This window comes from Pseudomonas sp. EL_65y_Pfl2_R96, assembly GCF_963970905.1.
In the GTDB taxonomy this organism is placed as follows: domain Bacteria; phylum Pseudomonadota; class Gammaproteobacteria; order Pseudomonadales; family Pseudomonadaceae; genus Aquipseudomonas.
The window spans coordinates 149936-176342 of record NZ_CAXAQH010000010.1 but is presented as its reverse complement, the minus strand read 5'-3'; the positions used below and the strand labels follow the sequence as shown (position 1 = coordinate 176342).

Below are 26407 nucleotides of genomic sequence, written 5' to 3'. Positions count from 1 at the left end.
TCGTCATAACGCTTTGCCATTGCTAATCACCTTCGCCCTCTTGAGTGACTGAGTCAATCAACAAGGGCGACAGGTAGCCTGACACGGAGGGCGTTTGCCAAAAGTGACCCGCTGTAAGAGCGGAACCTTAAGTGGCCATTACCGCAGAAACGGATATGTACACCATCAAAAATCCCGGTCGGCTATCAGGCCGCCATCGCAGGCAAGCCTCGCTCCTACAGGGTCCGTGTGAACCCTGAAGGAGCAAGGTCAAACTCAGGCCAGGCTTTTGCTGACCACTTCAAACACGTCGCTGGACAGTTGCCCCGACGCACGAATCCGCTCCAGTTCGCCTTTCATCAACGCCTGACGGGCGCTGTCGTACTTGCGCCAGCGCGTCAGCGGTGCCAGTTGGCGAGACGCGATCTGCGGATTGAAGCCGTTCAACTCGATCACCAGATCCGCCAGGAACCGATACCCGGAACCGTCGGCCGCGTGGAAGTTGATCAGGTTCTGCCCGGCAAACGCACCGACCAGTGCCCGCACCTTGTTCGGGTTCTTGATCGTGAACGCCGGGTGTTGCATCAAGGCTTTGACCCGTGCCAGACCACCCGGCAACGTGCTGCCGGCCTGAACGCTGAACCACTGATCCATCACCAGCGGATTGTCCTTGAAGTGCTCGGCGAAGCTCGCCAACGCCGTGGCTTTCTGTTCTTCGAATGGCGAATTCACCAGTACCGCCAATGCGGTCAGGCGTTCGGTCATGTTGTCGCACGCCTCGAACTGCTCAAGGGTTGACGCCAAGACTTGCGGCTTGCCGCTGAGCATCAGGTACGACAGCGCGATGTTTTGCAGCGCGCGGCGGGCAAAATGCTCAGCCTCGGCCACATACGGAGTCTTTTTCGACAGATCGCGATTAGCTTCATAACGCTGCCACAGCGGTTCGAACAGATTGTCCGCCAGCTGCTTGCGAGCAAATTCGCGAGCGGTATGGATGGCCTCGACATCAGCCACTTCGCTGATTTCGGTCAGGTAGGCTTCGCTCGGCAGCGAAAGCATTTCCGCAACCATCGCCTGATCCAAAGTCTCGTCGGACAGCACGGTACGCAGCGCTGCAACCAGACGCTGATCCAGTACCAACGCTTCACCCTTCTGCTGCTGGGCAATCAGCTCTTGCAACACCTGCACCGACAGTTGCTGACCGGCATCCCAGCGGTTGAAGCCGTCGCTGTCGTGCTGCATCAGAAACATCAGTTGATCGCGGTCGTACGGGAAGCTCAGCTTCACCGGCGCCGAGAAGCCACGCAGCAACGACGGCAGCGGCTTTTCAGCCATGTCGACAAAGGTGAAGGTCTGCTCGGCTTCAGTCACCGAGATAACCCGCGAAGTGCCCTGAGCGCTGGCTTCGCCGGACAGACGCAATGCAATCGCCGCGCCTTTCGAATCAAGAAGCCCCAGCTCCACCGGAATCACGAACGGCAGTTTTTCCACCTTGTCCGGGGTTTCCGGGCAGCTCTGGCGGAAGGTCAGGCTGTAGGTTTGCGCAGCGGCATCGTAGGACTCGCTCACCACCAGACGCGGTGTGCCGGCCTGGCTGTACCAGCGTTTGAACTGGGTCAGGTCGACACCGTTGGCGTCTTCCATGGCCTTGATAAAGTCGTCGCAGGTCACGGCCTGACCGTCATGGCGTTCGAAGTACAGGTCGCTGCCTTTGCGGAAACCGTCGGCCCCGAGCAAGGTGTGGATCATGCCGACCACTTCCGAACCCTTTTCGTACACGGTCAGGGTGTAGAAGTTGGAAATCTCGATGAAGCTGTCCGGGCGCACGGCGTGGGCCATGGGGCCGGCGTCTTCGGCGAACTGGTGGGTGCGCAGATACGCCACGTCCTGGATGCGCTTGACCGTGGCCGAGTTCATGTCGGCGGAGAAGCCGGAATCACGGAACACGGTGAAACCTTCCTTGAGCGACAGCTGGAACCAGTCGCGGCAGGTCACGCGGTTGCCCGACCAGTTATGGAAATATTCGTGGGCAACGATCGCTTCCACACGCTGGTGCGCGGCGTCGGTAGCGGTTTCGGCGCGGGCCAGCACGGCGCTGGAGTTGAAGATGTTGAGGCCCTTGTTTTCCATGGCGCCCATGTTGAAGTCGTTGACCGCAACGATCATGAAGATGTCCAGGTCGTACTCGCGACCGTAGACCTCTTCGTCCCAGCGCATGGACTTCTTCAGGCTGTTCATGGCGTGCTGGCACTTGTCGATGTTTTCCGGCTCGACGTAAATGCGCAGCGCCACGGTGCGCTCGGTCATGGTGGTGAAGGTGTCTTCGACGCACCACAGGTCACCGGCCACCAGCGCGAACAGGTAGGCCGGCTTCTTGAACGGGTCTTCCCAGGTCGCCCAGTGGCGGCCGTCTTCGCCGGGACCGGAGGCAATCGGGTTGCCGTTGGACAGCAGCACCGGATAGCTGTGCTGCTCGGCCACCACCGTGGTGGTGAACGTGCTCATCACATCCGGGCGGTCGAGGTAATAGGTGATCTTGCGGAAACCTTCGGCCTCGCACTGGGTGCAGAACATGGTGCCGGATTTGTACAGGCCTTCAAGGGCGGTGTTGGTTTCCGGGTGAATCCGGACACTGGTGTCGACCGTGAAGCTTGTGCTGGTCGGATGCAGAGTCAGATGATTCTCGGTCAACTGGTAGTCGGTGGCGCTCAGTTCCTGGTCGGCCAACGTCACCGACAGCAGGTCGAGTTGCTGACCGTCCAGCACCAGCGGCGGCAGGCCCGGGCCACGCTCGGGATTGCGGCGCATCACCAGTTGCGCATGGACCAGGCTGTGGTCCTCGAACAACTCGAAGGTCAAGTGCGTCTCGTCGATCAGGTACTCGGGCGCCTGATAGTCCTTCAGGTAGATCATCTTCGGTTGTTCGGTGCGCATTCTGGAATCCTTACTGATGCACGGCGAGCTGGTAGGCCGTGTATTTACGAATATTGATCACGCCGGTGTCGAAAATCAGGTACTGGCCCTTGATCCCCAGCAGCGTGCCTTCGGCAATCGGGTTCTTGTCCAGGTTGAAGCTGACGATTTTGGCCGGGTATTGCTCGACCGGATAGCGGATTTCGAGCGGTTCGACATCGGTAATGGTCTGGATTGCCTGTAGGCCAAATCGCTCCTGCAAGCCTTGCAAACCGTCCGCACAGCTTTCAAACAGCTGATCGCGAACCTGCGCCAGGTCCACCGCCACCGCATCGCCCTTGAGTAAAGCACGCCAGTTGGTCTTGTCGGCGACCTGGCTGCGGAACAGGTCTTCGACGAAGCCCGATTGCTGGCGGGTCGAGACGCGCACGATCGGCAACGCCTGGCTGGCGCCCTGATCGAGCCAGCGGGTGGGCAACTGCGTGGCGCGGGTGATGCCGACCTTGATCCCTGACGAATTGGCCAGATACACCACATGATCGGTCATGCAGAATTTTTCGCCCCACTCGGGCTCTCGGCAAGTACCTGCGTCGTAGTGGCAACGTTCCGGGCTCATGATGCAGATGTCGCACTGCGCCAGCTTGGTCATGCACGGGTAGCAGTAACCCTGGCTGAAACTGGTTTTGGTCTTGCGTCCGCAATGGGTGCAGTGGATCGCCCCCAGATACTCCAGGCGCACCGTAGTGCCGATCAACGGATTGACCGGCACCTCGGCGTCGCCCAGACGAAAAGCGTACTGCACGTTCGGCCCGTCAAGACGCGCCGACATTTTGCTGATTGCACCGCGGCCAATCTCGATCAATGGATGGCATCCGATTTGAACAGAATGTTCGGCACTTCGATCGACTTCGACGCGCACTCCTGCGGGCCCATGTAGCCGGTGCGCTGTTCCTCGGGCAGGTTCTGGATTTCCCAGGCGATCATCGCTTGCAGGGACAGTTCGCGTTGTTCGGCGGTGAGCTTGCCACCGTCCGACCATTTGCCGATCTCCACCGCCAGTTTCAGGCTCTGGTAGATATCCGGGGTGATGTTTTTGATCATTTCGTTAAAAGAGGACATCAAGGGCTCCGCGCTCTTCATTCATAACTGTTTAGACGGCCAGTTTACGGCGGTTGTACAAACCGCCCAACAAACCGGTGAAGCATCCGATGAGTAACCCGCCAACGTGGGCCGCATTGGCAATCTCGCCGAAGCCGATCATCGAGACCAGCCCCGACAGGCACAACAGCAGCCACACCAGCATCATCACCAACACCCCACGGGGCAGGCGATAAGCCGGGTTCGGCGACAGAATCTGGAAGATCCAGCAATGCCCGAGCAGGCCGTACAGCACCCCGGACAACCCGCCAAACAGGGTCGGGCCGCTGAAAAAGAACTGGGCATAGTTGGACACCAGGCTGAACAGCAATGTCAGGCCGATCAGGTTGATGCTGCCCTGACGCGACTCGATGCGCCGCCCCAGCTCCCAGTACCACATGCCATTCATGGCCAGGTGCAGGATGCCGAAGTGGATCAGCATCGGCGTCACCAGACGCCACCACTGCCCCGCCGCCAGGCTGTCGGCCAGTGGTGTGAAATGGATGTATTCGCCGACCACGCGGAAATCGAGAAACGTCAGCCAGCGCATCGTCTCGAGGTTTTCGCCAAGCAGCGTCACCAGCCCGACGATCAGGCTCAACAACAGCACGAACGCCGTGGCCTTGCTGTGGCGCAACTGCTCGACGAAGCCCGGACGCTGCGGGGTCTGCGTCACCGGGATATCCAGTTGCTGATCCGGGTCGCCGGCCGGAAAGCGTTCGTACAACGAGCGCACGTCTTCGCTGATGCTGGCCGACACCCACAGCACCTGCTCGCCCGCCTCTTCGCTGACCCGATGGGGCACTTGCATGCGCTGCAGCAGTTTGACGAACCCGCTCAAATCCACCGCCAGCGGCAGACGCAATACCGCCACCGCCGTCATTGCAGCAACTCCGGCCGCTCGACATCGACCCAGACAAATTTATGCGGGTCGAGACGGGTTTCCTGGTCCAGACGATAAGCGACCAGTTTGCCGTAGAGCACCGCGCTGTAATCCAGGCACGCCAGGTTCGGGCGGATCGGCGCCGGTTTTCCGCTACGCCAGTAGTGGCCGACGAACAACATCGGCTCATCGATGCCATAGCGCAGCAAGTTGTCTTTTTCTATGGACGACAGCGGCGTGCGGGCCACCGGCTCAGGCAAGGCGTCGGGTTGGAACACGATGTCTCCGTAGGTTTGCGGGTCGTCTTCCCAGAACTTGGTGCGGAAAAACGAGCGCGTCAGGCCGTCGCCGCTGGTCATGGTCAAGCCGTGGGGCAAGCGCATGTCGGTGCCGCGCAACAGGCGATCGAACACGGTGCAGGCAAAACTGCCCGGTACTGCGGAGGCCTGGAGGAAGTGTTCATCGATGCAGCCATCGGGGAACAACCCGCGCAACGGCTCGATCAGGCCGGCATCCCAGCAGGCATGCACGACGCGAAAGCGTCCGGCATCGACGAACAATGGCAGTTCATAGAACCATTGCAGGAAGTCATGCCAATCTTCGGGATGATCTTCGAACTGGGCCAGGGTTTCCTGAAGCAGGCGCGCGTGGCGCGGCGTATGTTCACGCACGAACTGCTTGCCACTGCCCGGCAACGCCGGGGTGCTCCAGCCGAGCGCGTTGAATTCATGGTTACCCATGATGCACAGCGCCTGACCGGCCTCGACCATGTCGTGGACGATGTGCAGCGCCTCGCGAATCCGCGGGCCACGGTCGATGATGTCGCCAAGGAATACCGCCATGCGCGACGGATGCCGCCAGACGCCAGCCTGTTTGTGGTAACCGAGCCGGTCGAGCAAATGCTCAAGGGTCAGAGCGCAACCGTGCACGTCACCGATCAGGTCGTAGCTACGCGCGGGATCGAGCATCAGTCGCCTCCACCACCCAACTTGCTGCCCCAGCCGAGCTTGGTCCGGCAGACTTCATAGTAGTTGTGGTCGAGCGGATGAATCAGCCGCAGCTTCTGTGCTTTCTTGCTGACGGTGATGGTGTCACCGGGCGCGCAGGTGAAGTGATTCTGCCCGTCACAGGAGACTTGCGGGTAAATCTGCATATCTTTGGACACGACGATTTTCAGCTCACTGTTGCCATCGACCACAATCGGCCTACCTGACAAGGTATGGGGGTACATCGGCACAATCACAATAGCGTCGAGCTTGGGATGCATGATCGGGCCGCCCGCTGACAAGGCGTAGGCGGTGGAACCGGTCGGCGTGGCGACGATCAGGCCGTCGGCCTTCTGGCTGCAGACGAACTGGCCGTCGATGTACAACTCGAATTCGATCATCCGCGTCGATTTGCCGGGGTGCAGCACCACGTCGTTCAGCGCATCGCCCTGGCCGATGGCCTCGGCGTGGCGCCGGACTTCGGCTTGCAGCAGGAAGCGGTTTTCCACCAGATAGTGGCCGTCGAGCACTTCGGCGACTTTGACTTCCAGCTCATCGGGGCGGATATCGGTGAGGAATCCCAGGCTGCCACGGTTGATGCCGAGCACCGGAATGTTGTGTCGGGCCAGCGCCCGGGCGGCGCCCAGCAGGCTGCCATCACCACCGACCACAATCACCATGTCACAGACTTCACCGAGCATCTTGCGCGACGAGGTTTGCAGGCCATGGCCCGGCAGGACTTCGGCGATGGTGTCTTCGAGGATCACGTGCAGGTGACGATCGAGCAGAAACCGTTTCAGTCGGCGGACGGTATCCAGCACCTGAGAACTGCCCAGGCGACCGATGATGCCGATATTACGAAATTGCTCCATGGGGCTCCTATTGGGACGCGGGGGCCTGCGACGGCGAAAAACACGATTATGGGCGAAAGCACGGCGTAGACAAAACCCTTTCAGCCACGACTTAAGAGGCTATGCTCGCAGAATGATCTTATTCCCGGACTTGCTCCAGTTACCTCACCAGTTGCGCCACCCTGAAGTGCGCGACCTGGCCTGGGTCATCCTCGCGCCGCCGATGCTCAGCGTCACCCCGTGGCCGCAGCGTCATCCATTGGCCGGCAGCGATTGGGTGCAGGCGCCGGAGCGCCTGGAACACTGGCTCAGGCAACTGGATCGCGACAGTTACGACTTGCTGCACTGGCTCGCCCAGGCCAGGACCCGGCGGCTGGGCTTGTACTACGAGCGGCTGTGGCAATACGCCGTGCGACACGCGCCGGGCATCGAGCTGATTGCCGCCAACATGCCGATCCGCCGCGAAGGCCACACCCTCGGTGAGCTGGACATGCTGCTGCGTGATCGCGACGGCGTGCATCACCTGGAACTGGCGATCAAGCTCTATCTTGGGCCACAGAACGGTGACGGCCATGACGCCGCGCAGTGGCTCGGACCGGGTTGTCACGATCGGCTGGACCGAAAGCTGGAGCACTTGAGCCGGCATCAATTGCCGATTTCCGCGCGGGCGGAAAGCCGTGAAGTGCTGGCGTCGCTGGATATCCAGCAATTCAGTGCGCACCTGTGGCTGGGCGGTTATCTGCTCTACCCATGGCCGGGACAGGCCGAACCACCGAGCGGCGCGCACCCTCAGCATTTGCGCGGCAGCTGGCTGCATCAGAAGGACTGGGCGGGCTTTGTCGTGCAGCGCCCGTTCGGTCGCTGGCAACCCCTGCCCCGCCATGCCTGGCTGGCGCCGGCGCACTATCCCGAGGAGCAGACCTGGAACGCTGAACAGCTGAAGGCGTGGCTGAGCGATCTGGACCCGTTGGCACCGGCGCAATTGATGGTGCGACTGACAGAGAATGCCAAAGGGGATTGGGAAGAAGCCGAGCGGTTGTTTCTGGTTTCCGATCTTTGGCCGAATGTGCCGGGCAGTGGTTGAGTTTTTGTGGCGAGTGGACGGGCCCTTTCGCGGGCAAGCCCGCTCCCACAGGGTTTAGTGTGATCCTGAGGGAGCGGGCTTGCCCGCGAAGACGGCGGAACCGTCAACATTGATGCCTCCTGATACACCGCTTTCGCGGGCAAGCCCGCTCCCACGGGGATTGTGGCTGGCCACAAGAATTAATCAGCGCCACATGACGGGGTCATAGCTTTTTATGCTGCTCGACCCACTGCGCATACGCATCGATGAACTTCTGCAAGAACGGCCTGACCGACTCCGACAACTTGCCCGCCTCGTCGAATGCTGAACCGGCGCCGCCCAGATAGGCTTCCGGCTGCTGCATGCACGGGACATTGAGAAACACCATGGACTGGCGCACGTTGTGGTTGGCTCCAAACCCACCGACGGCCCCCGGTGAAACGCTGATCACCGCACCCGGCTTACCGTTCCAGGCGCTCTTGCCATAGGGGCGCGAACCCACGTCGATCGCGTTTTTCAACGGTGCCGGAACCGAACGGTTGTATTCCGGGGTCACGAACAGCACCGCGTCGGATGAGCTCACTTGTTGTCGGAAAGTGCTGTAGGCTTGCGGCGGTGACTCGCCATCGATGTCTTCGTTGTAGAGTGGCAAATCACCGATCTCGACGATATTCAACTTCAGATTGGCAGGCGCCAGCTCGGCCAGCGCCAGCGCGACCTTGCGGTTGATCGACGCTTTTCTCAGGCTGCCGACCAAAACGGCAATCTCGTAGACGTTGCTCATGGAAGATTCTCGACTGTCCGATGGGAAGAGCTTCTAGTTATAGATGATCAAATGACGATTCAACCAGCGGGCGACGGAAAATCGCCGCCCCTGACAATTTTTTTCCTGTAGGAAAACTTACTTCGCCCAACCACGGTCTACAGAACCGCAAATTGAGTGATTTATCTCCAGAGGTTCTAAGCAGATGGCAGCAGTACTCGTCGGTCAGTTCCATGCAAGAGACGCGGAAGGCCGCGTTTATTCCGTGCATGAGTTCCAGGAATCCACCCCGTCGCACGACGGCCTCGCCGGCTCTGCGCCTGTTACCACCTATAAACTGGCCATTGGCGACCGGGTCAACAAACTCGACGACAACGCGTTTGTGCTGGTGCAATCGGGCGTCACCCTCACCCGCGAACCTGAAACGAACGTCGCTTCATAACCCGCTGTTATGAGCAGAAGTCATATGCCCGCACTTGAGTTAGGATTCAGTGACTGACTCCCTCACCTGCTGAACATGGACTTCACGCATGCGTTTACGTCATATCGAAGTGATCCAGGCGCTCTTGCAGACCGGTCACCTGGGGACCGCCGCCGAATGGCTGCAGTTGCCGGTGGCCGAGGTTGAACGCACGCTGCGTGACGCCGAGGATCAGTTGGGCTTCATGCTGTTTGCCAGCGTGCGTGGCCGTCTGCAAGCCACGCGTGAGGCGCGGGAGTTACAGGTCGAGATTGCCCGCGTCTACGAAGCCCTTGAGCCGGTCCAGCGACTGGCCAGCAGCCTCAAGCAATATTTGGCCCCACCCCTGCGAATCATCTGTACCCCGCCTCTGGCGCAACAATTGTTGCCACAGAGCATCGCGGCCCTGCGCCGACGCCTCCCCGACGCACCTTGCACCCTCCTGAGCCAGCCGACCCGCGAGATTGTCAGAAGCCTGCTGCTGCGTGAAAGCGATCTGGGCCTGAGCTTGCACGACCCGGACCACGACGACATCCATTGCCAGGTCATCGCTCAAGGCAAACTCCAGCTGCTGGCGCCCCATGGCTGGCTGCAACCGAAACAGAAGTACATCTCGCTGCAAGACCTGGCCGGTCAGTCGATGGTTGGCCTGGAAGGTCACGACCCGCTAAGCCCCGCGCTGGACACCAAGCTGCATGCGTTGCGCCCTTCCCCGGTCATCCAGACCCGGGTCCAGACTCATCAAATGATGCGCAGCATGGTCGAGGCCGGCGAAGGCCTGGCCATCGTCGACCCGTTTACCGCCCTCGGCGCCAAATCGGCCGGGCTCGACGCCTGCCCGCTGGCGCCTGCCGTACCGATCAGTGTCTATGCCTTGAGCCTGAAAAACGTCGAGCCCTCCTCGGCGACTCAGGCGCTGCTGGACATCATCACGGAACAAGCCGTGGCGATGCTGGCGAGCTGAGCGGGTTTTCCAGCGGGTTATCGAACAACCGATACCAGAACAATGCCACTTCGGCGGTGTTCGGGTCGATCCCGCGATAGCGCAGATGATCGGTCCCGCCGACCACATAGCCGCACCGCTCATAAAGCCGGCAGGCCCCCAGGTTGTTGTTCTGGGTTTCCAGCATGATGCCCGGCAGTTTCTTCTTGCGGCTCCAGAACTGCGCCACGTCCAGCAGCGCCTTGGCCACACCATGACGGCGTGCCGGAGCATGCACCGCCAACTCATCGATATGAGCGAAACCGTTCCAGTTGGTGCTGACCACCAGATGCCCCACCGGCTCGTCGTCCAGATAGGCCATGAAAATCTCGCTGTCGGCGGCATCGCGAAAACTGCTGAACTCCTCGGGATCGATGCCATAACACTTGCGGTACGGGGTAATCGGCGTCACTGGCCACTGCGCCACCGGCTTACCGATTTCGGCGGCGCCGTAGGCGGCGACTTCAAAACTGAAATCACTGCCCCAGATATAAGCCGCAAAGCCCTCATCGGCGACACGCACCGACAGGCCTGGGTATTTGGGATTCATGACGGGTTGCATACTCGCAAAGGTCCTCATTCCTTGATGCAATCGACGGTGTAGTGCCGTCCATTGCCCTCATCTTCGTGTTGCAAGCCATGCACATCGGCGACAAACCCGGGGAAGCTACTGTCGAATGTACGGGCAAACTTCAGGTAATCGATGATCGAACGGGTCGACTCGGTGAAACGCTCGCCGGGCATGATCAACGGGATCCCCGGCGGGTATGGCACCAGCATCACCGCCGCGATCCGCCCGTCCAGAGCATCGATCGAAACGGCCTCCACTTCACCGCGTACCAATTGATCATAGGCGTCCGCCGGCTTCATGGCGACTTCCGGCAGCACCGTGTACATGCGTTTGAGGTGTTTGGCCGTGGCGTTGCTGCGATAACAGGCGTGCAATTGATCGCATAAATCGCGCAAGCCCATGCCTTGATAACGGGCGATATTCTGTTGTGCCACGCACGGCAGGCAGGTGGCCAGGCTGACGTTGGCGTCGTAACTGCGCTTGAACTCCAGCAACTCGGTCAGCAGCGTGCTCCATTTGCCCTTGGTGATGCCCATGGAAAACAGCACCAGGAACGAATACAGCCCGGTCTTTTCCACGACCAGCCCACGCTCCCAGAGGAATTTGCTGACCACCGCCGCCGGAATCCCGTGCGCACTCAGGGCACCGCCCGCCGTCAAACCCGGCATTACCAGCGTGACCTTGATCGGATCGAGCAGCACGTAGTCGTCGGTCACGCCGCCAAAGCCATGCCAATCGGCATCGGGTTGCAGCAGCCAGTCCTGGCTGAACACCCGCTCGATGCTTTCCACCGAGGGCGGCTGCCAGATGGAAAACCACCAATCATCGGCGGCGATATGCTGGCGCAGATTGGCCAGGGCCCGGCGAAAGCTCAGGGCCTCGTCGAACATTTCCTGCAACAGCGAACGACCGGCCGGCCCTTCCATCATCGCCGAGGCCACGTCCAGCGAAGCGATGATGCTGTACTGCGGCGAAGTCGAGATATGCATCATGAACGCTTCGTTGAAACGGTCGCGATCCAGTTGCCGCGCACCACCGTCCTGAACGTGAATCATCGACGCCTGGCTGAACGCCGCGAGCAATTTGTGTGTGGAGTGAGTGGTGAACACCAGCGGGCTGTCTTCGCTGCGGGAAGTGCCCATGCCGTAACGGCCGGTGAAGAACTCGTGGAACGCCGCATAGGCAAACCAGGCCTCGTCGAAATGCAGCACCTCGACGCTATTGCCCAGGTTCTGCTTGATCAGTTCGGCGTTGTAACAGAGGCCGTCGTAAGTCGAGTTGGTCACCACCGCCAACTTGACCTTCGGCACGCGGCCCTGGGTCAGCGGGCTGGCGTCGATCTTGGCCTGGATCGACTCACGGCTGAATTCGCTCAACGGAATCGGGCCGATAATCCCCAGCTCATTGCGCTCCGGGCACAGGTACAGCGGGATCGCGCCGGTCATGATGATCGCGTGCAACACCGACTTGTGGCAGTTGCGGTCCACCAACACCAGATCATCCCGGGCCACCATGGAATGCCAGACGATCTTGTTGGCGGTCGAGGTACCATTGATCACGAAAAAGGTGTGATCGGCGCCGAAGTTGCGGGCCGCTCGAGCTTCGGCTTCCGCCAAGGGACCGGTGTGATCGAGCAGCGAACCGAGTTCCGGCACTGACACCGACAAATCCGAACGCAAGGTGTTTTCCCCGAAAAACTGGTGAAACGCCTGCCCCACCGGGCTCTTGTGATACGCCACGCCGCCGCCATGGCCTGGCGTGTGCCAGGAATAATTGGAGTCGGCGGTATGTTGCACCAGTGCCTTGAAAAACGGCGGCAACAAACCGTCCAGATACTTGCGCGCCGCGCGGGCGACCTGACGGGCGAGGAAGGGCACGGTGTCTTCGAACAAATAGAGAATGCCGCGCAGTTGATTGAGCTCAGCCATGGCGTCGGCCGGGGCGTTTTCCAGCGTTACCTGCTCGCCCAGGGCGAAGATCGGCAGGTCTGGTGCCCGAACCCGTGCCAGACGGATCAACTCGGCCATGTTCTGTAGAAGATGAGAATGGGTGCTGGCGTCTTCGGCGGCAATCAACATGCAGGAGAGGCCATGATGGGTCGAAGCGACCAGACGCCCCTCGGTGTAATCGACCGCCGAAACGATACTGAAACCTTCCTGCTCCAGTTCCCGGGCGATGCCACGCACACGATCACCGGCAACGGTGTCGGCCTTGATGTCGCGGTGGACGATCAGGACCGGGAATTTCAAATCTTTATACATGAGGCTCGGCGTCCTGAAGCGGCAGACCGTGGCCTGCCAATAACCTCAGGGTAGAGGGTTGGAGCGCATGTGGCGAGCGGGATGCCCTGAAGTGGGTTGGCGGGCGCACTATCATGTGGCCGGCAATCTCAATATTCAGAATGATTACCTGTGGCGAGGGAGCTTGCTCCCGCTGGGCTGCGAAGCGGCCCCCTGAATTCGCTCAGATACACCGTGCCGGCAGGATTTGCGACTGCTGCGCAGCCGAGCGGGAGCAAGCTCCCTCGCCACAAAAACCCATCAAGATCAGGCCTGAGCCTTGGCCTCGGCCAATTGCTGCCACAGCGACGGGGCGCCGGCGGATTTGGCGATGGCTTCGAGCCGCGCAACATGCTGGGCCAGATCCTCTTCACTGGCGCGGATGATCCGGGCCGGCTGACGATCGGCCGGCAGGCGACGGATTTCGGTGGCGGAGTTGTCCGCGCCTTCGCCCGAACCATTGCCATCGGACGCATTACCGGCCAGCGACAGGCTGGTCTGGCCGCCGGTCATGGTCAGGTAAACGTCGGCGAGAATCTCGGAGTCGAGCAAGGCGCCGTGCAGTTCACGGCCGGAGTTGTCGACGCCATAGCGTTTGCACAAGGCGTCGAGGCTGTTGCGCTGCCCCGGGTGACGTTCCCGGGCCATTATCAGGGTGTCGAGGATCGTGCAGTGTTGCGTGATGTCCGCGCGATCATGATGGCCCATCAGGGCAAATTCGTTGTTGATGAAGCCAACGTCGAACGCCGCGTTATGGATGATCAGCTGCGCGCCCTTGATGAACTCGAAAAACTCATCGGCCACTTCAGTGAAACGCGGTTTGCCCACCAGAAATTCGTTGGTGATGCCGTGGACGCCGATGGCGCCTTCGTCACTCTCGCGATCCGGTTGCAGGTAAACATGGAAGTGCCGGCCGGTCAGGCGCCGACCGATCAACTCGACACAACCGATTTCGATAATCCGGTGGCCGTCGGTCACCGGCATGCCGGTGGTTTCGGTATCGAGTACAACGGATCTGGTGGCCATCAGTGCTCAGCTCTCAACGGGTCAATCGTGCAAAAACGGCGATGTTAACACGCTCGCGGGGTCTTTCAGGTACACCGTGTTGCGCCCAATCGCGAGCAGGCTCGCTCCCACATCAAACGGGGGGCGCACACTGAATTTGTGCTCCATGGAGATCAAATGTGGGAGCGAGCCTGCTCGCGATTGGCCGCGCCACGGTGCCACGTCGGAATCAAGCCTGCTTGTACCCGCGCACCTCATCCACGCCACGGTTGGCCAGTTGGTCGGCCCGTTCGTTGCCGTGATGGCCGATGTGCCCGCGCACCCATTTCCAGGTGACGTTGTGGCGGTTGACCTGTTCGTCGAGCAGCTTCCACAGGTCGGCGTTTTTCACCGGTTCCTTCGCCGCGGTTTTCCAACCGCGCTTCTTCCAGTTGGCCATCCACTCGTTGATGCCTTTCATCACATATTGGGAGTCGGTCACCAGCAGCACGTCGCAGGAGCGTTTGAGTTCTTCCAGGCCACGGATCGCGCCCATCAATTCCATGCGGTTGTTGGTGGTGTTGGCTTCGCCGCCCCAGAGTTCTTTTTCAACGCCCTTGCACACCAGCAACGCGCCCCAGCCACCCGGGCCAGGGTTGCCTTTACAGGCGCCATCGGTGAAGAGTTCTACGCTATCGCTCATGCCAATCTATCCAGAAAATGCGGTGGCTCGCCGATCGGTGACCGACGATGCCCGAGGCCGGGGCATACCCGACCGGGAATATAAAAAGTGTATTACGGCTCAAGGTGACGACGGTTGACCTTGGCCATCGGCAGCGGAATCAGCTTGCCCATCGGCTCGCGTCGTTCCTGACGCACCGGCCGCAGGCCCACCACGATCTTGCGCGCGACTAATAAATAGAAGCCGCCACCCGACAATTGCCAGTCACCGGCCTTGCGTTCCCAACCGGCCAGACGGGCTTGCCAGGCAGGCGACGCAAGCGGCGGACGATAGCACCCGAAGCGGCGTTTCTCCAGCGCGAAGCCCAGCAGGTTCAACCAGTCACCGACCCGCGACGGCGAAATGCAGCGGGCCTTGCGCAAGGCGTCATGAGCGAACACACGACGCAGGCCCCAACTGCTCCAGGGGTTGATCCCGATAATCAGCAGATGCCCGCCGGGGCGCACGCTGCTCGCCGCTTCACGCAGCAAACCGTGGGGCGACAGGCAGAAATCCAGCCCATGCTGCAACACCACCACATCGGCGGCGTGCTCGCTCAACGGCCAGGCCTGCTCTTCGCAAACAATCTCGACCCCCGGCAATGGCGCACCGAGCCGTACATTGCGCTGGACCTGCGGCGCCGACGGTGGCGTCTGCGCCGAGGGGCCGTAATGCACCAGGTAGCCGCCGAAGAAGCGCCCCAACTCGTCTTCGAGCATGCGCCGTTCTTCGTCCAGCAGAAATTGCCCGATGGGGCCGGACAGCCATTCACGGGCCGCGCTGATCAATGCCAGCCAGTCAGGATCAGCCTGAGCGAACGCTTTATCGGTCATTGCATTCTCCAAAGCGCCAGGAAGTTCTAAGATGCACCATTGTTTTCCGCTTGGCGAATCCGACGATGATACAGATCAGTGCCCTGCCCGCGTTCACCGACAACTACATCTGGTTGCTACAAGACCACAGCACCCAGCGCTGTGCCGTGGTCGATCCGGGCGATGCCGCGCCAGTACAGGCCTGGCTCGCGGCACACCCGGGTTGGGTGTTAAGCGATATTCTGATCACTCATCACCATCATGACCATGTCGGCGGCGTCGAGCGGCTGAAAAAAGCGACAGACGCAACAGTCTACGGCCCGGCCAGCGAAACCATCCCGGCGCGGGACGTGGCCCTCAAGGACAATGACTGCATCAGCGTGCTGGGCTGGGACTTCGACGTCATCCAGGTGCCGGGCCATACCCTGGGGCACATCGCCTTTTATCACCAGGGCCATTTGTTTTGCGGCGACACCTTGTTCGCCGCCGGTTGCGGACGCCTGTTCGAAGGCACGCCCGAGCAAATGCATCACTCGCTGAGCCGTCTCGCAGCGCTGCCCGAAGACACGCTGGTCTACTGCACCCACGAGTACACCCTGAGCAATCTGAAGTTTGCCGCAGCGGTCGAACCGGGCAACTCCGATACCCTCGAACGACTGGCCAAAGTAACCCGGCAACGCGAAGCCGGAATCATGACATTGCCTTCGACGCTGGCACTGGAAAAGCTCACCAATCCGTTTTTGCGTACCGGCGAAACATCCGTTAAAGAAAAAGTGGACGAACGGAACGGAACCGATAACCGGGCTCCGAGTGCGGTTTTTGCTGCTCTTCGAGCTTGGAAAGATACGTTCTAGGGAGGCTGCTTGATGATACAAAAATTCTGAATGGTTGACCGCAGGGGGTGCGCTTTCTAGAATCGCCCGACATTTTTGCCCGGAACTTACTTCCAGCCAATGTCGTCATCTACTCGCAAAGCCATCAATTCAGACGCATTGACCCGCTTGGCTCAAGCCATCGCGGTGGCTGTGTCCGCCACTTTGGCGGGCTGTTCCAGCCATGTGCCGCAGACCGAAGCGACACACACTCCGAATATTGCCGCTCGAGCCAAGCAAAAACCCATCTGGCTCAGCGAAAAACCAACACCGCAAATACCGCAGGACGTCTGGGAGCGCATGCGCCAGGGCTTCCAGTTGCAGGACAATCTGGGCGTCAACCCGCGCATCGAGCAACAGCGCCTGTGGTTCGCCAGTAACCCGTCCTTCCTCGAAAATGCCGGCGAACGCGGCAGCCTCTACATTCACTACATCGTCGAACGCCTTGAAGAACGCAACATGCCGCTGGAACTGGCGCTGTTGCCGGTGATTGAAAGCGCCTACAACCCGATGGCCTATTCCCGGGCCGACGCGGTGGGTCTTTGGCAATTCATCCCGTCCACCGGGCGTTACTTCAACCTGCGCCAGACCCGTTTCTATGATGGCCGTCGCGATATCACCGCGTCGACCACCGCGGCCATGGATTACCTGACCCGCCTGCACGACATGTTCAACGGCGACTGGCTGCTGGCCCTGGCGGCCTATAACGCTGGTGAAGGCACGGTCAGCCGGGCCATCGAGCGCAACGAACGACTCGGCTTGCCGACCGACTACTGGAACCTGCCGCTGCCAGCGGAAACCCAGGCCTATGTGCCGAAGCTGCTGGCCCTGTCGCAAGTGGTGTTGGCGCCTGAAGCCTATGGCGTGAACCTCAACCCGATCGCCAACGAACCGTACTTCCAGGTCGTCGAAATCAACCAGCGCATGGACCTGTCCAAGGTTGCCGCGGTGGCCAACATCGACGAAGACGAGCTGTTCCAGCTCAACCCGGCCTTCAAGCAACGCACCACCATCGACGGCCCCCAGCATCTGCTGGTGCCGACGTCCAAGGCGCAACTGCTGACCGCCAGCCTGTCGACCATGCGCCCTGAGGAGCTGATCAGTCAGCGACCGCTCAAACCGGTGTTCGAAGGTGCCGACGACAGCGAAATCGCCAGCCTCAAGCGCGCTTACCGGGTCAAGCGCGGCGACAATCTGGCTACCATTGCCAAGGCCAACAAGGTCGACGTCAAAGACCTGCAACGCTGGAACAAGCTGAACGGCAAAAACCTCAAGGTCGGCCAGACCCTGGTGATGCAGGACACCACCAAGCGCAGTTCCGGGCGCGTCAACACCGTCGTGGCGGCGAACAGTAAAGCCGGCAGCAAGGCAGACAAACAGAAGCCGCAGACCCAGTACAAGGTCCAGCAAGGCGACTCGTTGTACATGGTTGCCAAGCGCTTCAACGTTGAAATGCAGCACCTCAAGCGCTGGAACCCGCGGGTTGGCCAGGCGCTGAAGCCGGGGCAGATGCTGACGGTTGCTTCGCCGCATTAAACAGCACGCCCTGTCGAGGGGCTTTGTGGCGAGGGAGCTTGCTCCCGCTGGGTTGCGAAGCAGCCCCAAAACCTGAAACCCGGTAATTTCTGACACGCCGCATACTTAGGTTTACGACTGCTTCGCAGCCGAGCGGGAGCAAGCTCCCTCGCCACAGGTTCTGCGATCCGCCGGACTATCACCTCACAATTAACAACGCATTAAGCCCCGTCTTTTTCCTGTCGATACAAGCTGTTACTGTACGGCCCACAAAGCCCAAGCCGCCTGGATCGGATCTCTGACTTGAAGCGTCCCCTCCTCCTTTTCCTGATCAGCCTGGCCTTGAGCGCCTCCGCAAGCGCGACGATCAGCGAAAGCCACGGTTATGCGCAGTTCGGCACGCTCAAGTACCCGGCCAGATTTACCCACTTCGACTGGGTCAACCCGCAAGCGCCCAAGGGCGGTACGCTGCGGGTGATGGCGTTTGGCACCTTCGATACGCTCAACCCTTATACATTCAAAGGCTCGAGCCCGGTTTCCACCGGCAACTTCCTGCAATACGGCATCAACGAACTCAATGAACCGTTGATGGTCGGCACCGGCCAATACGCGCCGTCCGGCGATGAGCCGACCTCCAGTTATGGCCTGATTGCCCAATCGGTGGAATACAGCGAAGACCGCAGCTGGGTGGTGTTCAACCTGCGCCCCGAAGCGCGTTTTCACGATGGCACGCCGATCACCGCTTACGACGTGGCGTTCTCGTACCGGTTGCTGCTCAAGGAAGGACATCCGCAATACCGCACCAACCTTCAGGAAGTGTCGCGGGTGGATATCCTCAACCCACGGCGCATCCGTTTCGTCTTCAAACGCGCCGGCAATCCACTGCTGATCCTGCGCCTGGGCGAGTTGCCGGTGCTGCCCCAGCATTACTGGGAAGGTCGCGACTTCAAGGCCACCACCTTCGAGCCGCCATTGGGCAGCGGGCCGTATCGCATCACTTCAGTAACGCCCGGCCGACAGATCGTCTTCGAACGGGTCAAGGATTACTGGGGCAAGGACCTGCCGGTCAATCGCGGCAAGTACAACGTCGATCGCATGGAAGTCGAGTTCTACCGTGACAGCGACGTGGCTTTCGAGGCGTTCAAGGCCGGTGAGTTCGACATCTACATCGAGCATCAGGCGAAAAACTGGGACAACGGCTACGACTTCCCCGCCGTGCGCCGTCGCGATGTGATCAAGGCGCAGATCCCGCATCAGATTCCGACCCAGAGCCAGGGCCTGTTCATGAACACTCGGAGGTCCACCTTCGCCGAGATCAAGGTCCGTGAAGCGCTGGGGCTGATGTTCGATTTCGAGTGGACCAACCGCACGCTGTTCAGCGGCGCCTACACACGCGCCATGAGTTATTACCCCAACAGCGAGTTCTCGGCCACCGGACTTCCGGTCGGTCACGAATGGCTGCTGCTCAAGCCCTATCGCGATCAATTACCCGCCAAACTGCTCACCGAGCCGTTCAGCCTGCCGCAGACCGAAGGCCGCGGCATTCCACGGGAAACCCTGCGCAAGGCCCTGAGCCTGCTCTCCGAGGCCGGCTGGAAGCTCAATGGTCAGCGACTACAGAACGCTATTGGCCAACCGCTGCGCTTCGAGATCTTGCTGGTCAACCCTAACCTGGAACGCATTCTTCAGCCTTACGTCGAGAACCTCGCCAGCATCGGCATCGACGCACGGCTGCGCACGGTCGATCGCGCCCAGTACAAACAGCGCCTCGATCAGTTCGATTTCGACATGATCCTGATGACCCTCAACCAGACCCTCAGCCCGGGTCTGGAACAATGGCAGTATTTCCACTCCAGCCAGGTCGGGGTAAAAGGCAGCAAGAACTACGCAGGCATCGCCAACCCGGTGGTCGACCACTTACTCGAACAACTGCTCGCCGCCCAGACCCGTGATGCACAAGTCGCCGCCGGCAAGGCGCTGGACCGGGTGCTGCTGTGGCAGCACTACATCATTCCCAACTGGTACCTCAATTATCACCGCCTGGCCTACCGCAACCGGTTCGCCTTCGTCACGACGCCACCCTACACCCTGGGCCTGAGCGCGTGGTGGCTGAAATCTTCGGAGAAAGATCAATGAAACCCGTACGCGCCCTGCTCTTGCAGGCCAGCGGTCTGTTGTTCGCCGGGCTGGCCAGCGCCGCCCCGCAACATGCCCTGACCCTGTACAACGAGCCGCCGAAATACCCGGCCGATTTCAAACACTTCGATTACGTGAACCCCGACGCGCCCAAGGGCGGGATCTTCCGTGAGGCCGGGTTCGGTGGCTTCGACAGCCTCAATCCGTTCATCAACAAAGGCGTGCCGGCCGACGACATCAGCATGATCTACGACACCCTGACCAAACAGGGTCTCGATGAGCCGTTCACTCAATATGGCTTGATCGCCGGCAAAGTCGAAAAAGCCCCGGACAACAGCTGGGTGCGCTTCTACCTGCGTCCCGAAGCACGTTTCCACGACGGCCACCCGGTGCGTGCCGAAGACGTGGTGTTCAGCTTCCAGACCCTGATCAAGGACGGCGCCCCGCTCTACCGCGGCTATTACAGCGATGTGGAAGAAGTGATCGCCGAAAACCCGCTCAAAGTGCTATTCAAGTTCAAGCACAAAAACAATCGCGAACTGCCGCTGATCCTCGGCCAGTTACCGGTACTGCCCAAACATTGGTGGGCGACCCGCGACTTCAACAAGGGCAATCTGGAACTGCCGCTGGGCAGCGGCCCGTACAAGGTCAGCGAAGTGAAGGCCGGACGTTCGGTACGCTATGAACGGGTCAAGGATTACTGGGGCAAGGACCTGCCGGTCAATCGTGGCTTCTACAATTTCGACGTGATGACCACCGACTACTACCGCGACAACACCGTCGCGCTGGAAGCACTCAAGGCCGGTCAGTTCGACTACTGGCTGGAATCGGTCGCGAAAAACTGGGCCAAGGCCTACAACATTCCGGCGGTGACCGAAGGTCGGCTGATCAAGGAAGAGATCGCCAACAGCAAACCCACCGGCATGCAAGGCTTCGTGTTCAACCTGCGCCGCCCGGTGCTTCAGGATGTGCGCGTGCGCCACGCGCTGACCCTGTTGCTGGACTTCGAATGGACCAACAAACAACTGTTCAACGGCGCCTACGCGCGCACCCGCAGTTTTTTCGAAAACTCGGAAATGGCCGCCACCGGCCTGCCGGACGCCGATCAACTGGCGATCCTCGACCCGTTCCGCGGCAAGATTCCCGAGCAAGTGTTCAGCGAAGCGTTCCAGAACCCGGTGACCGACGCCAGCGGCATGATCCGCACTCAGCAGCGCCAAGCCTATCAGTTGCTGCAAGAGGCCGGCTGGCGGATCGTCGACGACAAAATGGTCGACGCCACCGGCAAACCGGTGACCATCGAATTTCTACTGGCCCAGACCGAGTTCGAGCGGATACTGCTGCCGTTCAAGCGCAACCTCAGTGATCTGGGCATTGATCTGGTGATCCGTCGGGTCGACGTCTCGCAATACATCAACCGCGTGCGCTCCCGGGATTTTGACATGATCGTCGGCAGCTTCCCGCAGTCCAACTCGCCGGGTAACGAACAGCGCGAGTACTGGATGACCGACGCCGCCGACAAACCCGGCAGCCGCAACTCCATGGGTTTGAAAGATCCGGTGGTGGACCAACTGGTCGAGCAACTGATCAACGCCGATTCGCGCCAAAGCCTGGTGGCCCATGCCCGAGCGCTCGACCGGGTACTGCAATGGGGCTATTACGTGATCCCCAACTGGCACATCAAGACGTGGCGCGTGGCGTACTGGAGCCACATCGGCCACCCGAAGGTATCGCCCAAATATGACATCGGCATCAATACCTGGTGGGTCAAGCCCGACGCGACATTGCCGATAGAAGTCGAAACCAAACTGCAAGCCGACCCTGCGGGCACGGAGTAATCAGATGCTGGCGTATATTTTTCGGCGACTGCTGCTGATCATCCCGACCCTGCTCGGCATTTTGCTAATCAACTTTGTGATCATCCAGGCCGCCCCCGGTGGGCCGGTGGAACAGATGATCGCCAAGCTCGAAGGCTTCGAAGGCGCCACCAGCCGCATTGCCGGCGGCGGTGCCGAAGTGTCGGTGGCCGGCTCGGCGTATCGTGGGGCGCAAGGCCTGGACCCGGCGCTGGTCAAGGAAATCGAGCACATGTACGGCTTCGATAAATCGGCGCCGGAACGCTTGTGGATCATGATCAAGAACTACGCCACCCTGGATTTCGGCGACAGCTTCTTCCGTGACGCCAAGGTCATCGACCTGATCAAGGAAAAGCTGCCGGTGTCGATCTCCCTCGGGCTGTGGAGCACGCTGATCATGTACCTGGTGTCGATCCCGCTGGGGATCGCCAAGGCGACGCGACACGGTAGCCACTTCGATGTGTGGACCAGTTCGGCGATCATCGTCGGCTACGCGATCCCGGCGTTCCTGTTCGCCATTCTGCTGATTGTGGTGTTCGCCGGCGGCAGTTATTTCGACTGGTTCCCGCTACGGGGCCTGACCTCGAACAACTTCGATGAGCTCAGCACCGGCGGCAAGATCCTCGATTACTTCTGGCACCTGGCACTGCCGGTCACCGCACTGGTGATCGGCCATTTCGCCACCATGACCCTGCTGACCAAAAACAGCTTCCTCGACGAAATCAACAAGCAATACGTGGTCACCGCCAAAGCCAAGGGCCTGACCCGTCACCGCGTGCTCTACGGCCATGTGTTTCGCAACGCCATGCTGTTGGTGATCGCCGGTTTCCCTTCAGCGCTCATCGGCATCTTCTTCACCGGCTCACTGCTGGTGGAGGTGATCTTCTCCCTCGACGGCCTCGGTTTGATGAGCTTCGAAGCAGCGATCAACCGCGACTACCCGATCGTCTTCGGCACGCTGTTCATCTTCACCCTGCTGGGGCTGGTGGTGAAGCTGATCGGCGACCTCACGTACACCTTCGTCGATCCGCGTATCGACTTCGAAAGCCGGGAGCATTGAGATGAGCCTGTCCCCTCTCAATCGCCGACGTTTCGAACTGTTCAAGGCCAATAAGCGTGGCTGGTGGTCGTTGTGGCTGTTTCTGATTCTGTTCGGCGCAAGCCTCGGCGCCGAGCTGATCGCCAACGACAAACCGCTGGTGGTGCATTACGACAGCACCTGGTATTTCCCGGCACTCAAGCGTTACCCGGAAACCGCGTTCGGCGGCGAATTCCCGCTGGAAGCCAACTACAAGAGCCCGTACATCCGCGAACTGCTCAAGGCCAAGGACGCCTGGGTTTTGTGGGCGCCGATTCCCTACAGCTACCAGAGCATCAACTACGACCTGAAAGTCCCGGCCCCCGCGCCGCCGTCCGCCGATAACCTGCTGGGCACCGATGACCAGGGCCGCGACGTGTTGGCCCGGGTGATTTACGGCTTCCGGATTTCGGTGCTGTTCGCTTTGACGCTGACCATTCTCAGCTCGATCATCGGCGTGATCGCCGGGGCCTTGCAGGGTTTTTATGGCGGCTGGGTCGATCTGGCCGGGCAGCGTTTTCTGGAGATCTGGTCCGGGTTGCCGGTGCTGTACCTGCTGATCATCCTCGCCAGCTTCGTGCAGCCGAACTTCTGGTGGCTGTTGGGGATCATGCTGCTGTTCTCGTGGATGAGCCTGGTGGATGTGGTGCGCGCCGAGTTCCTGCGCGGGCGGAATCTGGAATACGTTCGCGCGGCCCGGGCGCTGGGCATGCGCAATGGTGCGATCATGTTCCGCCACATTTTGCCCAACGCCATGGTCTCGACCATGACCTTCATGCCGTTCATCCTGACCGGCGCCATCGGCACCCTGACCGCACTGGACTTCCTTGGCTTCGGCCTGCCACCGGGCGCACCGTCCCTGGGTGAACTGGTGGCCCAGGGCAAATCCAACCTGCAAGCGCCGTGGCTCGGCATGAGTGCGTTTGCGGTGCTGGCGCTGATGTTGAGTCTGCTGGTGTTCATCGGCGAGTCCGCTCGCGATGCCTTCGACCCGAGGAAGTGAAATGAATCAGGACAATCTGATCGAAGTGCGCGACCTGGCCGTCGAATTTGTCGTCGGCGAGCACGTTCAGCGGGTGGTCGAAGGCGTCAGCTTCGACATCAAGCGCGGCGAAACCCTGGCCCTGGTGGGTGAAAGCGGCTCCGGTAAATCGGTGACCGCGCATTCGATCCTGCGGCTGCTGCCCTACCCGCTGGCCCGGCATCCGTCCGGTACCATCGAGTATTCCGGGCAAAACCTGCTGAGCCTGAAAGAGAAAACCATCCGCCACATCCGCGGCAACCGGATCGCGATGATCTTTCAAGAGCCGATGACCTCGCTCAATCCCCTGCATTCGATCGAGAAGCAGATCAACGAGGTGCTGGGCATCCACAAAGGCCTGACCGGCAAAATCGCAACCAAACGCACGCTGGAACTGCTGGAAATGGTCGGCATCCCCGAACCGCACAAGCGCCTCAAGGCTCTGCCCCACGAATTGTCCGGCGGCCAGCGTCAGCGGGTAATGATCGCGATGGCCCTGGCCAATGAGCCGGAACTGCTGATCGCCGACGAACCGACCACCGCGCTGGACGTGACCGTTCAGTTGAAAATCCTCGAACTGCTCAAGGAATTGCAGGCCCGTCTGGGCATGGCATTGTTACTGATCAGTCATGATTTGAACCTTGTGCGAAGAATTGCGCATCGCGTATGTGTCATGCAGCGCGGTTGCATCGTCGAACAGGCATCGTGCGAAGAATTGTTCCGCGCGCCGCAGCATCCGTACACTCGGGAACTGCTGGCAGCGGAGCCGAGCGGAACGCCTGCGACCAATGTTATCGGGCCGCCATTGCTGCAGGTCGAGGACCTGAAAGTCTGGTTCCCGATCAAGAAAGGCTTTCTGAAAAAGACCGTGGACCATATCAAAGCGGTAGACGGGATCAATTTCAGCCTGCCCCAGGGCCAGACTCTGGGGATTGTGGGAGAAAGCGGTTCCGGCAAATCGACGCTCGGCCTGGCGATATTGCGGCTGATCGGCAGCAAAGGCGTCATCCGTTTTGAAGGCAAGCAGCTAGACTGCCTGACGCAGCACGAAATTCGGCCGCTGCGACGGGAAATGCAGGTGGTGTTTCAGGACCCCTTCGGCAGCCTGAGCCCACGGATGTGCGTGAGCCAGATCGTCGGCGAAGGCCTGCGGATCCACAAGATGGGCACCGAGGCAGAACAGGAACAAGCGATTATTGCGGCACTCAAGGAGGTAGGTCTGGACCCGGAAACCCGGCACCGCTACCCCCATGAATTTTCCGGTGGGCAACGGCAGAGAATCGCCATTGCCCGGGCATTAGTGCTAAAACCGGCGTTGATTCTGCTGGACGAGCCGACTTCGGCCCTCGACCGGACCGTGCAACGCCAAGTGGTGGAGCTGCTACGTTCACTGCAAACCAAGTACAACCTGACGTATCTGTTTATCAGCCATGACCTGGCTGTCGTCAAAGCGCTGAGCCACCAGCTGATGGTGGTCAAGCATGGCCAAGTGGTCGAACAGGGAGACGCGCAACGTATTTTTGCCGCCCCCCAACATCCGTATACACAGCAGTTGCTGGAGGCCGCTTTTCTGGCACCAGCCACTGCGCAATAAACCTGAAAGAGAGGAGCAACACATGGGTTTTCTCGCCGGTAAGCGCGTACTGATCGTCGGTGTCGCCAGCAAGCTGTCCATCGCATCCGGCATCGCTGCCGCCATGCATCGCGAGGGCGCTGAGCTTGCCTTCACTTATCAGAACGACAAACTCAAGGGTCGTGTCGAAGAGTTCGCACAAGGCTGGGGCTCGAGCCCTGAACTGTGCTTCCCGTGCGACGTGGCCAGCGATGCAGAAATCGCCAAGGTCTTCGAAGAGTTGAGCAAGAAGTGGGACGGCCTGGACTGCATCGTGCACTCCGTCGGCTTCGCCCCGGGCGACCAACTGGACGGCGACTTCACCGAAGCCACCACCCGTGAAGGTTTCCGCATCGCTCACGACATCAGCGCCTACAGCTTCGTGGCCCTGGCCAAGGCGGGTCGCGAAATGATGAAAGGCCGCAATGGCAGCCTGCTGACCCTGTCGTACCTGGGCGCCGAGCGCACCATGCCTAACTACAACGTAATGGGCATGGCCAAGGCTTCTCTGGAAGCTGGCGTACGTTACCTGGCCGGCTCCCTGGGCCCGGACGGCACTCGCGTCAACTGCGTATCGGCCGGCCCGATCCGCACCCTCGCCGCTTCCGGCATCAAGAACTTCCGCAAAATGCTGGCCGTCAACGAAGCGCAAACTCCGTTGCGTCGTAACGTCACCATCGAAGAAGTCGGCAACGCCGGCGCCTTCCTGTGCTCGGACCTGGCGTCCGGCATCAGCGGTGAAATCATGTACGTAGACGGCGGCTTCAACACCACCGCCATGGGCAACATCGAAGAGTGATCTTCGGTTAGCCGCTAAAAACCCGCCTCTTCAGGCGGGTTTTTTTATGCCTGCCATTTCAAAATCGATGCAACCCCCCTGTGGGAGCGAGCCTGCTCGCGATAGCGGTTCGTCAGTCGATACATGCCGTGCAT

At 60.4% G+C, this 26407-nt stretch carries 23 protein-coding genes; 11 read left to right on the top strand and 12 right to left on the bottom strand.

Translation table 11 applies throughout. The features are described 5' to 3' along the window. Positions 1-255: 255 nt before the first annotated feature. The 6 genes from pepN to AACY49_RS13485 are packed head-to-tail and all read right to left on the bottom strand — an operon-like array spanning position 256 to position 6770. The gene (pepN, locus tag AACY49_RS13510; protein WP_339524347.1) at positions 256-2913 is read right to left on the bottom strand and encodes an aminopeptidase N; all 2658 of its coding nucleotides are present in this window, start codon (positions 2911-2913) and stop codon (positions 256-258) included. A gap of 10 nt (positions 2914-2923) precedes the next feature. Continuing rightward, a complete protein-coding gene (locus AACY49_RS13505; RefSeq protein WP_258696061.1) occupies positions 2924-3754 on the bottom strand; it encodes a DUF2797 domain-containing protein in 831 nt (276 codons plus the stop codon). Beyond that, positions 3751-4011 (bottom strand): YeaC family protein, encoded by a 261-nt coding sequence (locus AACY49_RS13500; RefSeq protein WP_007937782.1) that lies wholly within the window; start codon positions 4009-4011, stop codon positions 3751-3753. Before AACY49_RS13500 ends, AACY49_RS13505 begins: the two co-directional genes overlap by 4 nt. A gap of 31 nt (positions 4012-4042) precedes the next feature. Then, the gene (locus AACY49_RS13495; protein WP_339524343.1) at positions 4043-4912 is read right to left on the bottom strand and encodes a rhomboid family intramembrane serine protease; all 870 of its coding nucleotides are present in this window, start codon (positions 4910-4912) and stop codon (positions 4043-4045) included. Continuing rightward, on the bottom strand, positions 4909-5883 hold the full coding sequence (locus AACY49_RS13490) for a metallophosphoesterase (protein ID WP_339524354.1): 975 nt from the start codon (positions 5881-5883) through the stop codon (positions 4909-4911). Before AACY49_RS13490 ends, AACY49_RS13495 begins: the two co-directional genes overlap by 4 nt. Then, complete coding sequence (locus tag AACY49_RS13485; RefSeq protein WP_007988608.1) at positions 5880-6770, bottom strand: NAD(+) kinase; 891 nt, start codon at positions 6768-6770, stop codon at positions 5880-5882. Before AACY49_RS13485 ends, AACY49_RS13490 begins: the two co-directional genes overlap by 4 nt. 112 nt (positions 6771-6882) lie before the next feature. On the opposite strand from AACY49_RS13485, the gene AACY49_RS13480 reads away from it, so the two are divergent. Next, positions 6883-7833, top strand: coding sequence for a DUF1853 family protein (locus AACY49_RS13480; protein ID WP_339524341.1), 951 nt, complete (start codon positions 6883-6885; stop codon positions 7831-7833). A gap of 202 nt (positions 7834-8035) precedes the next feature. Here AACY49_RS13480 and AACY49_RS13475 read toward each other — a convergent pair whose 3' ends face one another. After that, complete coding sequence (locus AACY49_RS13475) at positions 8036-8596, bottom strand: NADPH-dependent FMN reductase (protein WP_258696064.1); 561 nt, start codon at positions 8594-8596, stop codon at positions 8036-8038. 184 nt (positions 8597-8780) lie between these two features. Between AACY49_RS13475 and AACY49_RS13470 the strand changes: the two genes are divergently transcribed. Both AACY49_RS13470 and AACY49_RS13465 read left to right on the top strand, forming a co-directional pair. Continuing rightward, positions 8781-9017: a hypothetical protein gene (locus AACY49_RS13470; RefSeq protein WP_258696065.1), complete on the top strand. Its 237-nt coding sequence runs from the start codon at positions 8781-8783 to the stop codon at positions 9015-9017. A gap of 88 nt (positions 9018-9105) precedes the next feature. Continuing rightward, positions 9106-9999 carry a LysR family transcriptional regulator gene (locus AACY49_RS13465; protein ID WP_339524338.1) on the top strand — a complete coding sequence of 298 codons (894 nt, stop codon included), beginning with the start codon at positions 9106-9108 and terminating at the stop codon, positions 9997-9999. Here AACY49_RS13465 and AACY49_RS13460 read toward each other — a convergent pair. From AACY49_RS13460 to AACY49_RS13440, 5 genes are all read right to left on the bottom strand, one after another. Beyond that, a complete protein-coding gene (locus tag AACY49_RS13460; RefSeq protein WP_258696067.1) occupies positions 9965-10579 on the bottom strand; it encodes a GNAT family N-acetyltransferase in 615 nt (204 codons plus the stop codon). The two genes, AACY49_RS13465 and AACY49_RS13460, sit on opposite strands and share 35 nt — an antisense overlap. Before the next feature lie 14 nt (positions 10580-10593). Next, entirely contained in the window at positions 10594-12849 is a 2256-nt protein-coding gene (locus AACY49_RS13455) for an Orn/Lys/Arg decarboxylase N-terminal domain-containing protein (protein ID WP_339524336.1), read from the bottom strand. 285 nt (positions 12850-13134) lie between these two features. Continuing rightward, positions 13135-13893, bottom strand: coding sequence for a DNA polymerase III subunit epsilon (gene dnaQ, locus AACY49_RS13450; RefSeq protein WP_258696069.1), 759 nt, complete (start codon positions 13891-13893; stop codon positions 13135-13137). A gap of 208 nt (positions 13894-14101) precedes the next feature. Continuing rightward, positions 14102-14554 (bottom strand): ribonuclease HI, encoded by a 453-nt coding sequence (gene rnhA, locus AACY49_RS13445; protein ID WP_003180633.1) that lies wholly within the window; start codon positions 14552-14554, stop codon positions 14102-14104. A 92-nt stretch (positions 14555-14646) separates the two neighbouring features. Then, positions 14647-15405: a methyltransferase domain-containing protein gene (locus AACY49_RS13440; protein WP_320390821.1), complete on the bottom strand. Its 759-nt coding sequence runs from the start codon at positions 15403-15405 to the stop codon at positions 14647-14649. Between the two features lie 65 nt (positions 15406-15470). Between AACY49_RS13440 and gloB the strand changes: the two genes are divergently transcribed. From gloB to fabI, 8 genes are all read left to right on the top strand, one after another. After that, positions 15471-16238 carry a hydroxyacylglutathione hydrolase gene (gene gloB / locus AACY49_RS13435; protein ID WP_339524331.1) on the top strand — a complete coding sequence of 256 codons (768 nt, stop codon included), beginning with the start codon at positions 15471-15473 and terminating at the stop codon, positions 16236-16238. A 99-nt stretch (positions 16239-16337) separates the two neighbouring features. Next, positions 16338-17792 carry a transglycosylase SLT domain-containing protein gene (locus AACY49_RS13430; RefSeq protein WP_339524329.1) on the top strand — a complete coding sequence of 485 codons (1455 nt, stop codon included), beginning with the start codon at positions 16338-16340 and terminating at the stop codon, positions 17790-17792. A 306-nt stretch (positions 17793-18098) separates the two neighbouring features. Further along, positions 18099-19907, top strand: coding sequence for an extracellular solute-binding protein (locus AACY49_RS13425; RefSeq protein ID WP_445262640.1), 1809 nt, complete (start codon positions 18099-18101; stop codon positions 19905-19907). Beyond that, entirely contained in the window at positions 19904-21745 is a 1842-nt protein-coding gene (locus AACY49_RS13420) for an extracellular solute-binding protein (protein WP_339524325.1), read from the top strand. Before AACY49_RS13425 ends, AACY49_RS13420 begins: the two co-directional genes overlap by 4 nt. A 4-nt stretch (positions 21746-21749) precedes the next feature. Next, complete coding sequence (locus tag AACY49_RS13415) at positions 21750-22823, top strand: microcin C ABC transporter permease YejB (RefSeq protein ID WP_339524323.1); 1074 nt, start codon at positions 21750-21752, stop codon at positions 22821-22823. 1 nt (position 22824) lies between these two features. Next, positions 22825-23844 carry an ABC transporter permease gene (locus AACY49_RS13410; RefSeq protein ID WP_339524321.1) on the top strand — a complete coding sequence of 340 codons (1020 nt, stop codon included), beginning with the start codon at positions 22825-22827 and terminating at the stop codon, positions 23842-23844. A gap of 1 nt (position 23845) precedes the next feature. Continuing rightward, positions 23846-25456, top strand: a complete 1611-nt coding sequence (locus AACY49_RS13405; RefSeq protein WP_339524319.1) for an ABC transporter ATP-binding protein — start codon at positions 23846-23848, stop codon at positions 25454-25456. Positions 25457-25478: 22 nt separating this feature from the next. Beyond that, positions 25479-26273: an enoyl-ACP reductase FabI gene (fabI, locus tag AACY49_RS13400; RefSeq protein ID WP_253424056.1), complete on the top strand. Its 795-nt coding sequence runs from the start codon at positions 25479-25481 to the stop codon at positions 26271-26273. Positions 26274-26407: the final 134 nt, after the last annotated feature.

Coding starts and splice junctions, on each gene's coding strand:
- pepN (WP_339524347.1), bottom strand. CDS start 2,913: ATGCGCACCGAACAACCGAAGATGATCTACCTGAAGGACTATCAGGCG.
- AACY49_RS13500 (WP_007937782.1), bottom strand. CDS start 4,011: ATGTCCTCTTTTAACGAAATGATCAAAAACATCACCCCGGATATCTAC.
- AACY49_RS13495 (WP_339524343.1), bottom strand. CDS start 4,912: ATGACGGCGGTGGCGGTATTGCGTCTGCCGCTGGCGGTGGATTTGAGC.
- AACY49_RS13485 (WP_007988608.1), bottom strand. CDS start 6,770: ATGGAGCAATTTCGTAATATCGGCATCATCGGTCGCCTGGGCAGTTCT.
- AACY49_RS13480 (WP_339524341.1), top strand. CDS start 6,883: ATGATCTTATTCCCGGACTTGCTCCAGTTACCTCACCAGTTGCGCCAC.
- AACY49_RS13475 (WP_258696064.1), bottom strand. CDS start 8,596: ATGAGCAACGTCTACGAGATTGCCGTTTTGGTCGGCAGCCTGAGAAAA.
- AACY49_RS13470 (WP_258696065.1), top strand. CDS start 8,781: ATGGCAGCAGTACTCGTCGGTCAGTTCCATGCAAGAGACGCGGAAGGC.
- AACY49_RS13465 (WP_339524338.1), top strand. CDS start 9,106: ATGCGTTTACGTCATATCGAAGTGATCCAGGCGCTCTTGCAGACCGGT.
- AACY49_RS13460 (WP_258696067.1), bottom strand. CDS start 10,579: ATGCAACCCGTCATGAATCCCAAATACCCAGGCCTGTCGGTGCGTGTC.
- AACY49_RS13455 (WP_339524336.1), bottom strand. CDS start 12,849: ATGTATAAAGATTTGAAATTCCCGGTCCTGATCGTCCACCGCGACATC.
- dnaQ (WP_258696069.1), bottom strand. CDS start 13,893: ATGGCCACCAGATCCGTTGTACTCGATACCGAAACCACCGGCATGCCG.
- rnhA (WP_003180633.1), bottom strand. CDS start 14,554: ATGAGCGATAGCGTAGAACTCTTCACCGATGGCGCCTGTAAAGGCAAC.
- AACY49_RS13440 (WP_320390821.1), bottom strand. CDS start 15,405: ATGACCGATAAAGCGTTCGCTCAGGCTGATCCTGACTGGCTGGCATTG.
- gloB (WP_339524331.1), top strand. CDS start 15,471: ATGATACAGATCAGTGCCCTGCCCGCGTTCACCGACAACTACATCTGG.
- AACY49_RS13430 (WP_339524329.1), top strand. CDS start 16,338: ATGTCGTCATCTACTCGCAAAGCCATCAATTCAGACGCATTGACCCGC.
- AACY49_RS13420 (WP_339524325.1), top strand. CDS start 19,904: ATGAAACCCGTACGCGCCCTGCTCTTGCAGGCCAGCGGTCTGTTGTTC.
- AACY49_RS13415 (WP_339524323.1), top strand. CDS start 21,750: ATGCTGGCGTATATTTTTCGGCGACTGCTGCTGATCATCCCGACCCTG.
- AACY49_RS13410 (WP_339524321.1), top strand. CDS start 22,825: ATGAGCCTGTCCCCTCTCAATCGCCGACGTTTCGAACTGTTCAAGGCC.
- AACY49_RS13405 (WP_339524319.1), top strand. CDS start 23,846: ATGAATCAGGACAATCTGATCGAAGTGCGCGACCTGGCCGTCGAATTT.
- fabI (WP_253424056.1), top strand. CDS start 25,479: ATGGGTTTTCTCGCCGGTAAGCGCGTACTGATCGTCGGTGTCGCCAGC.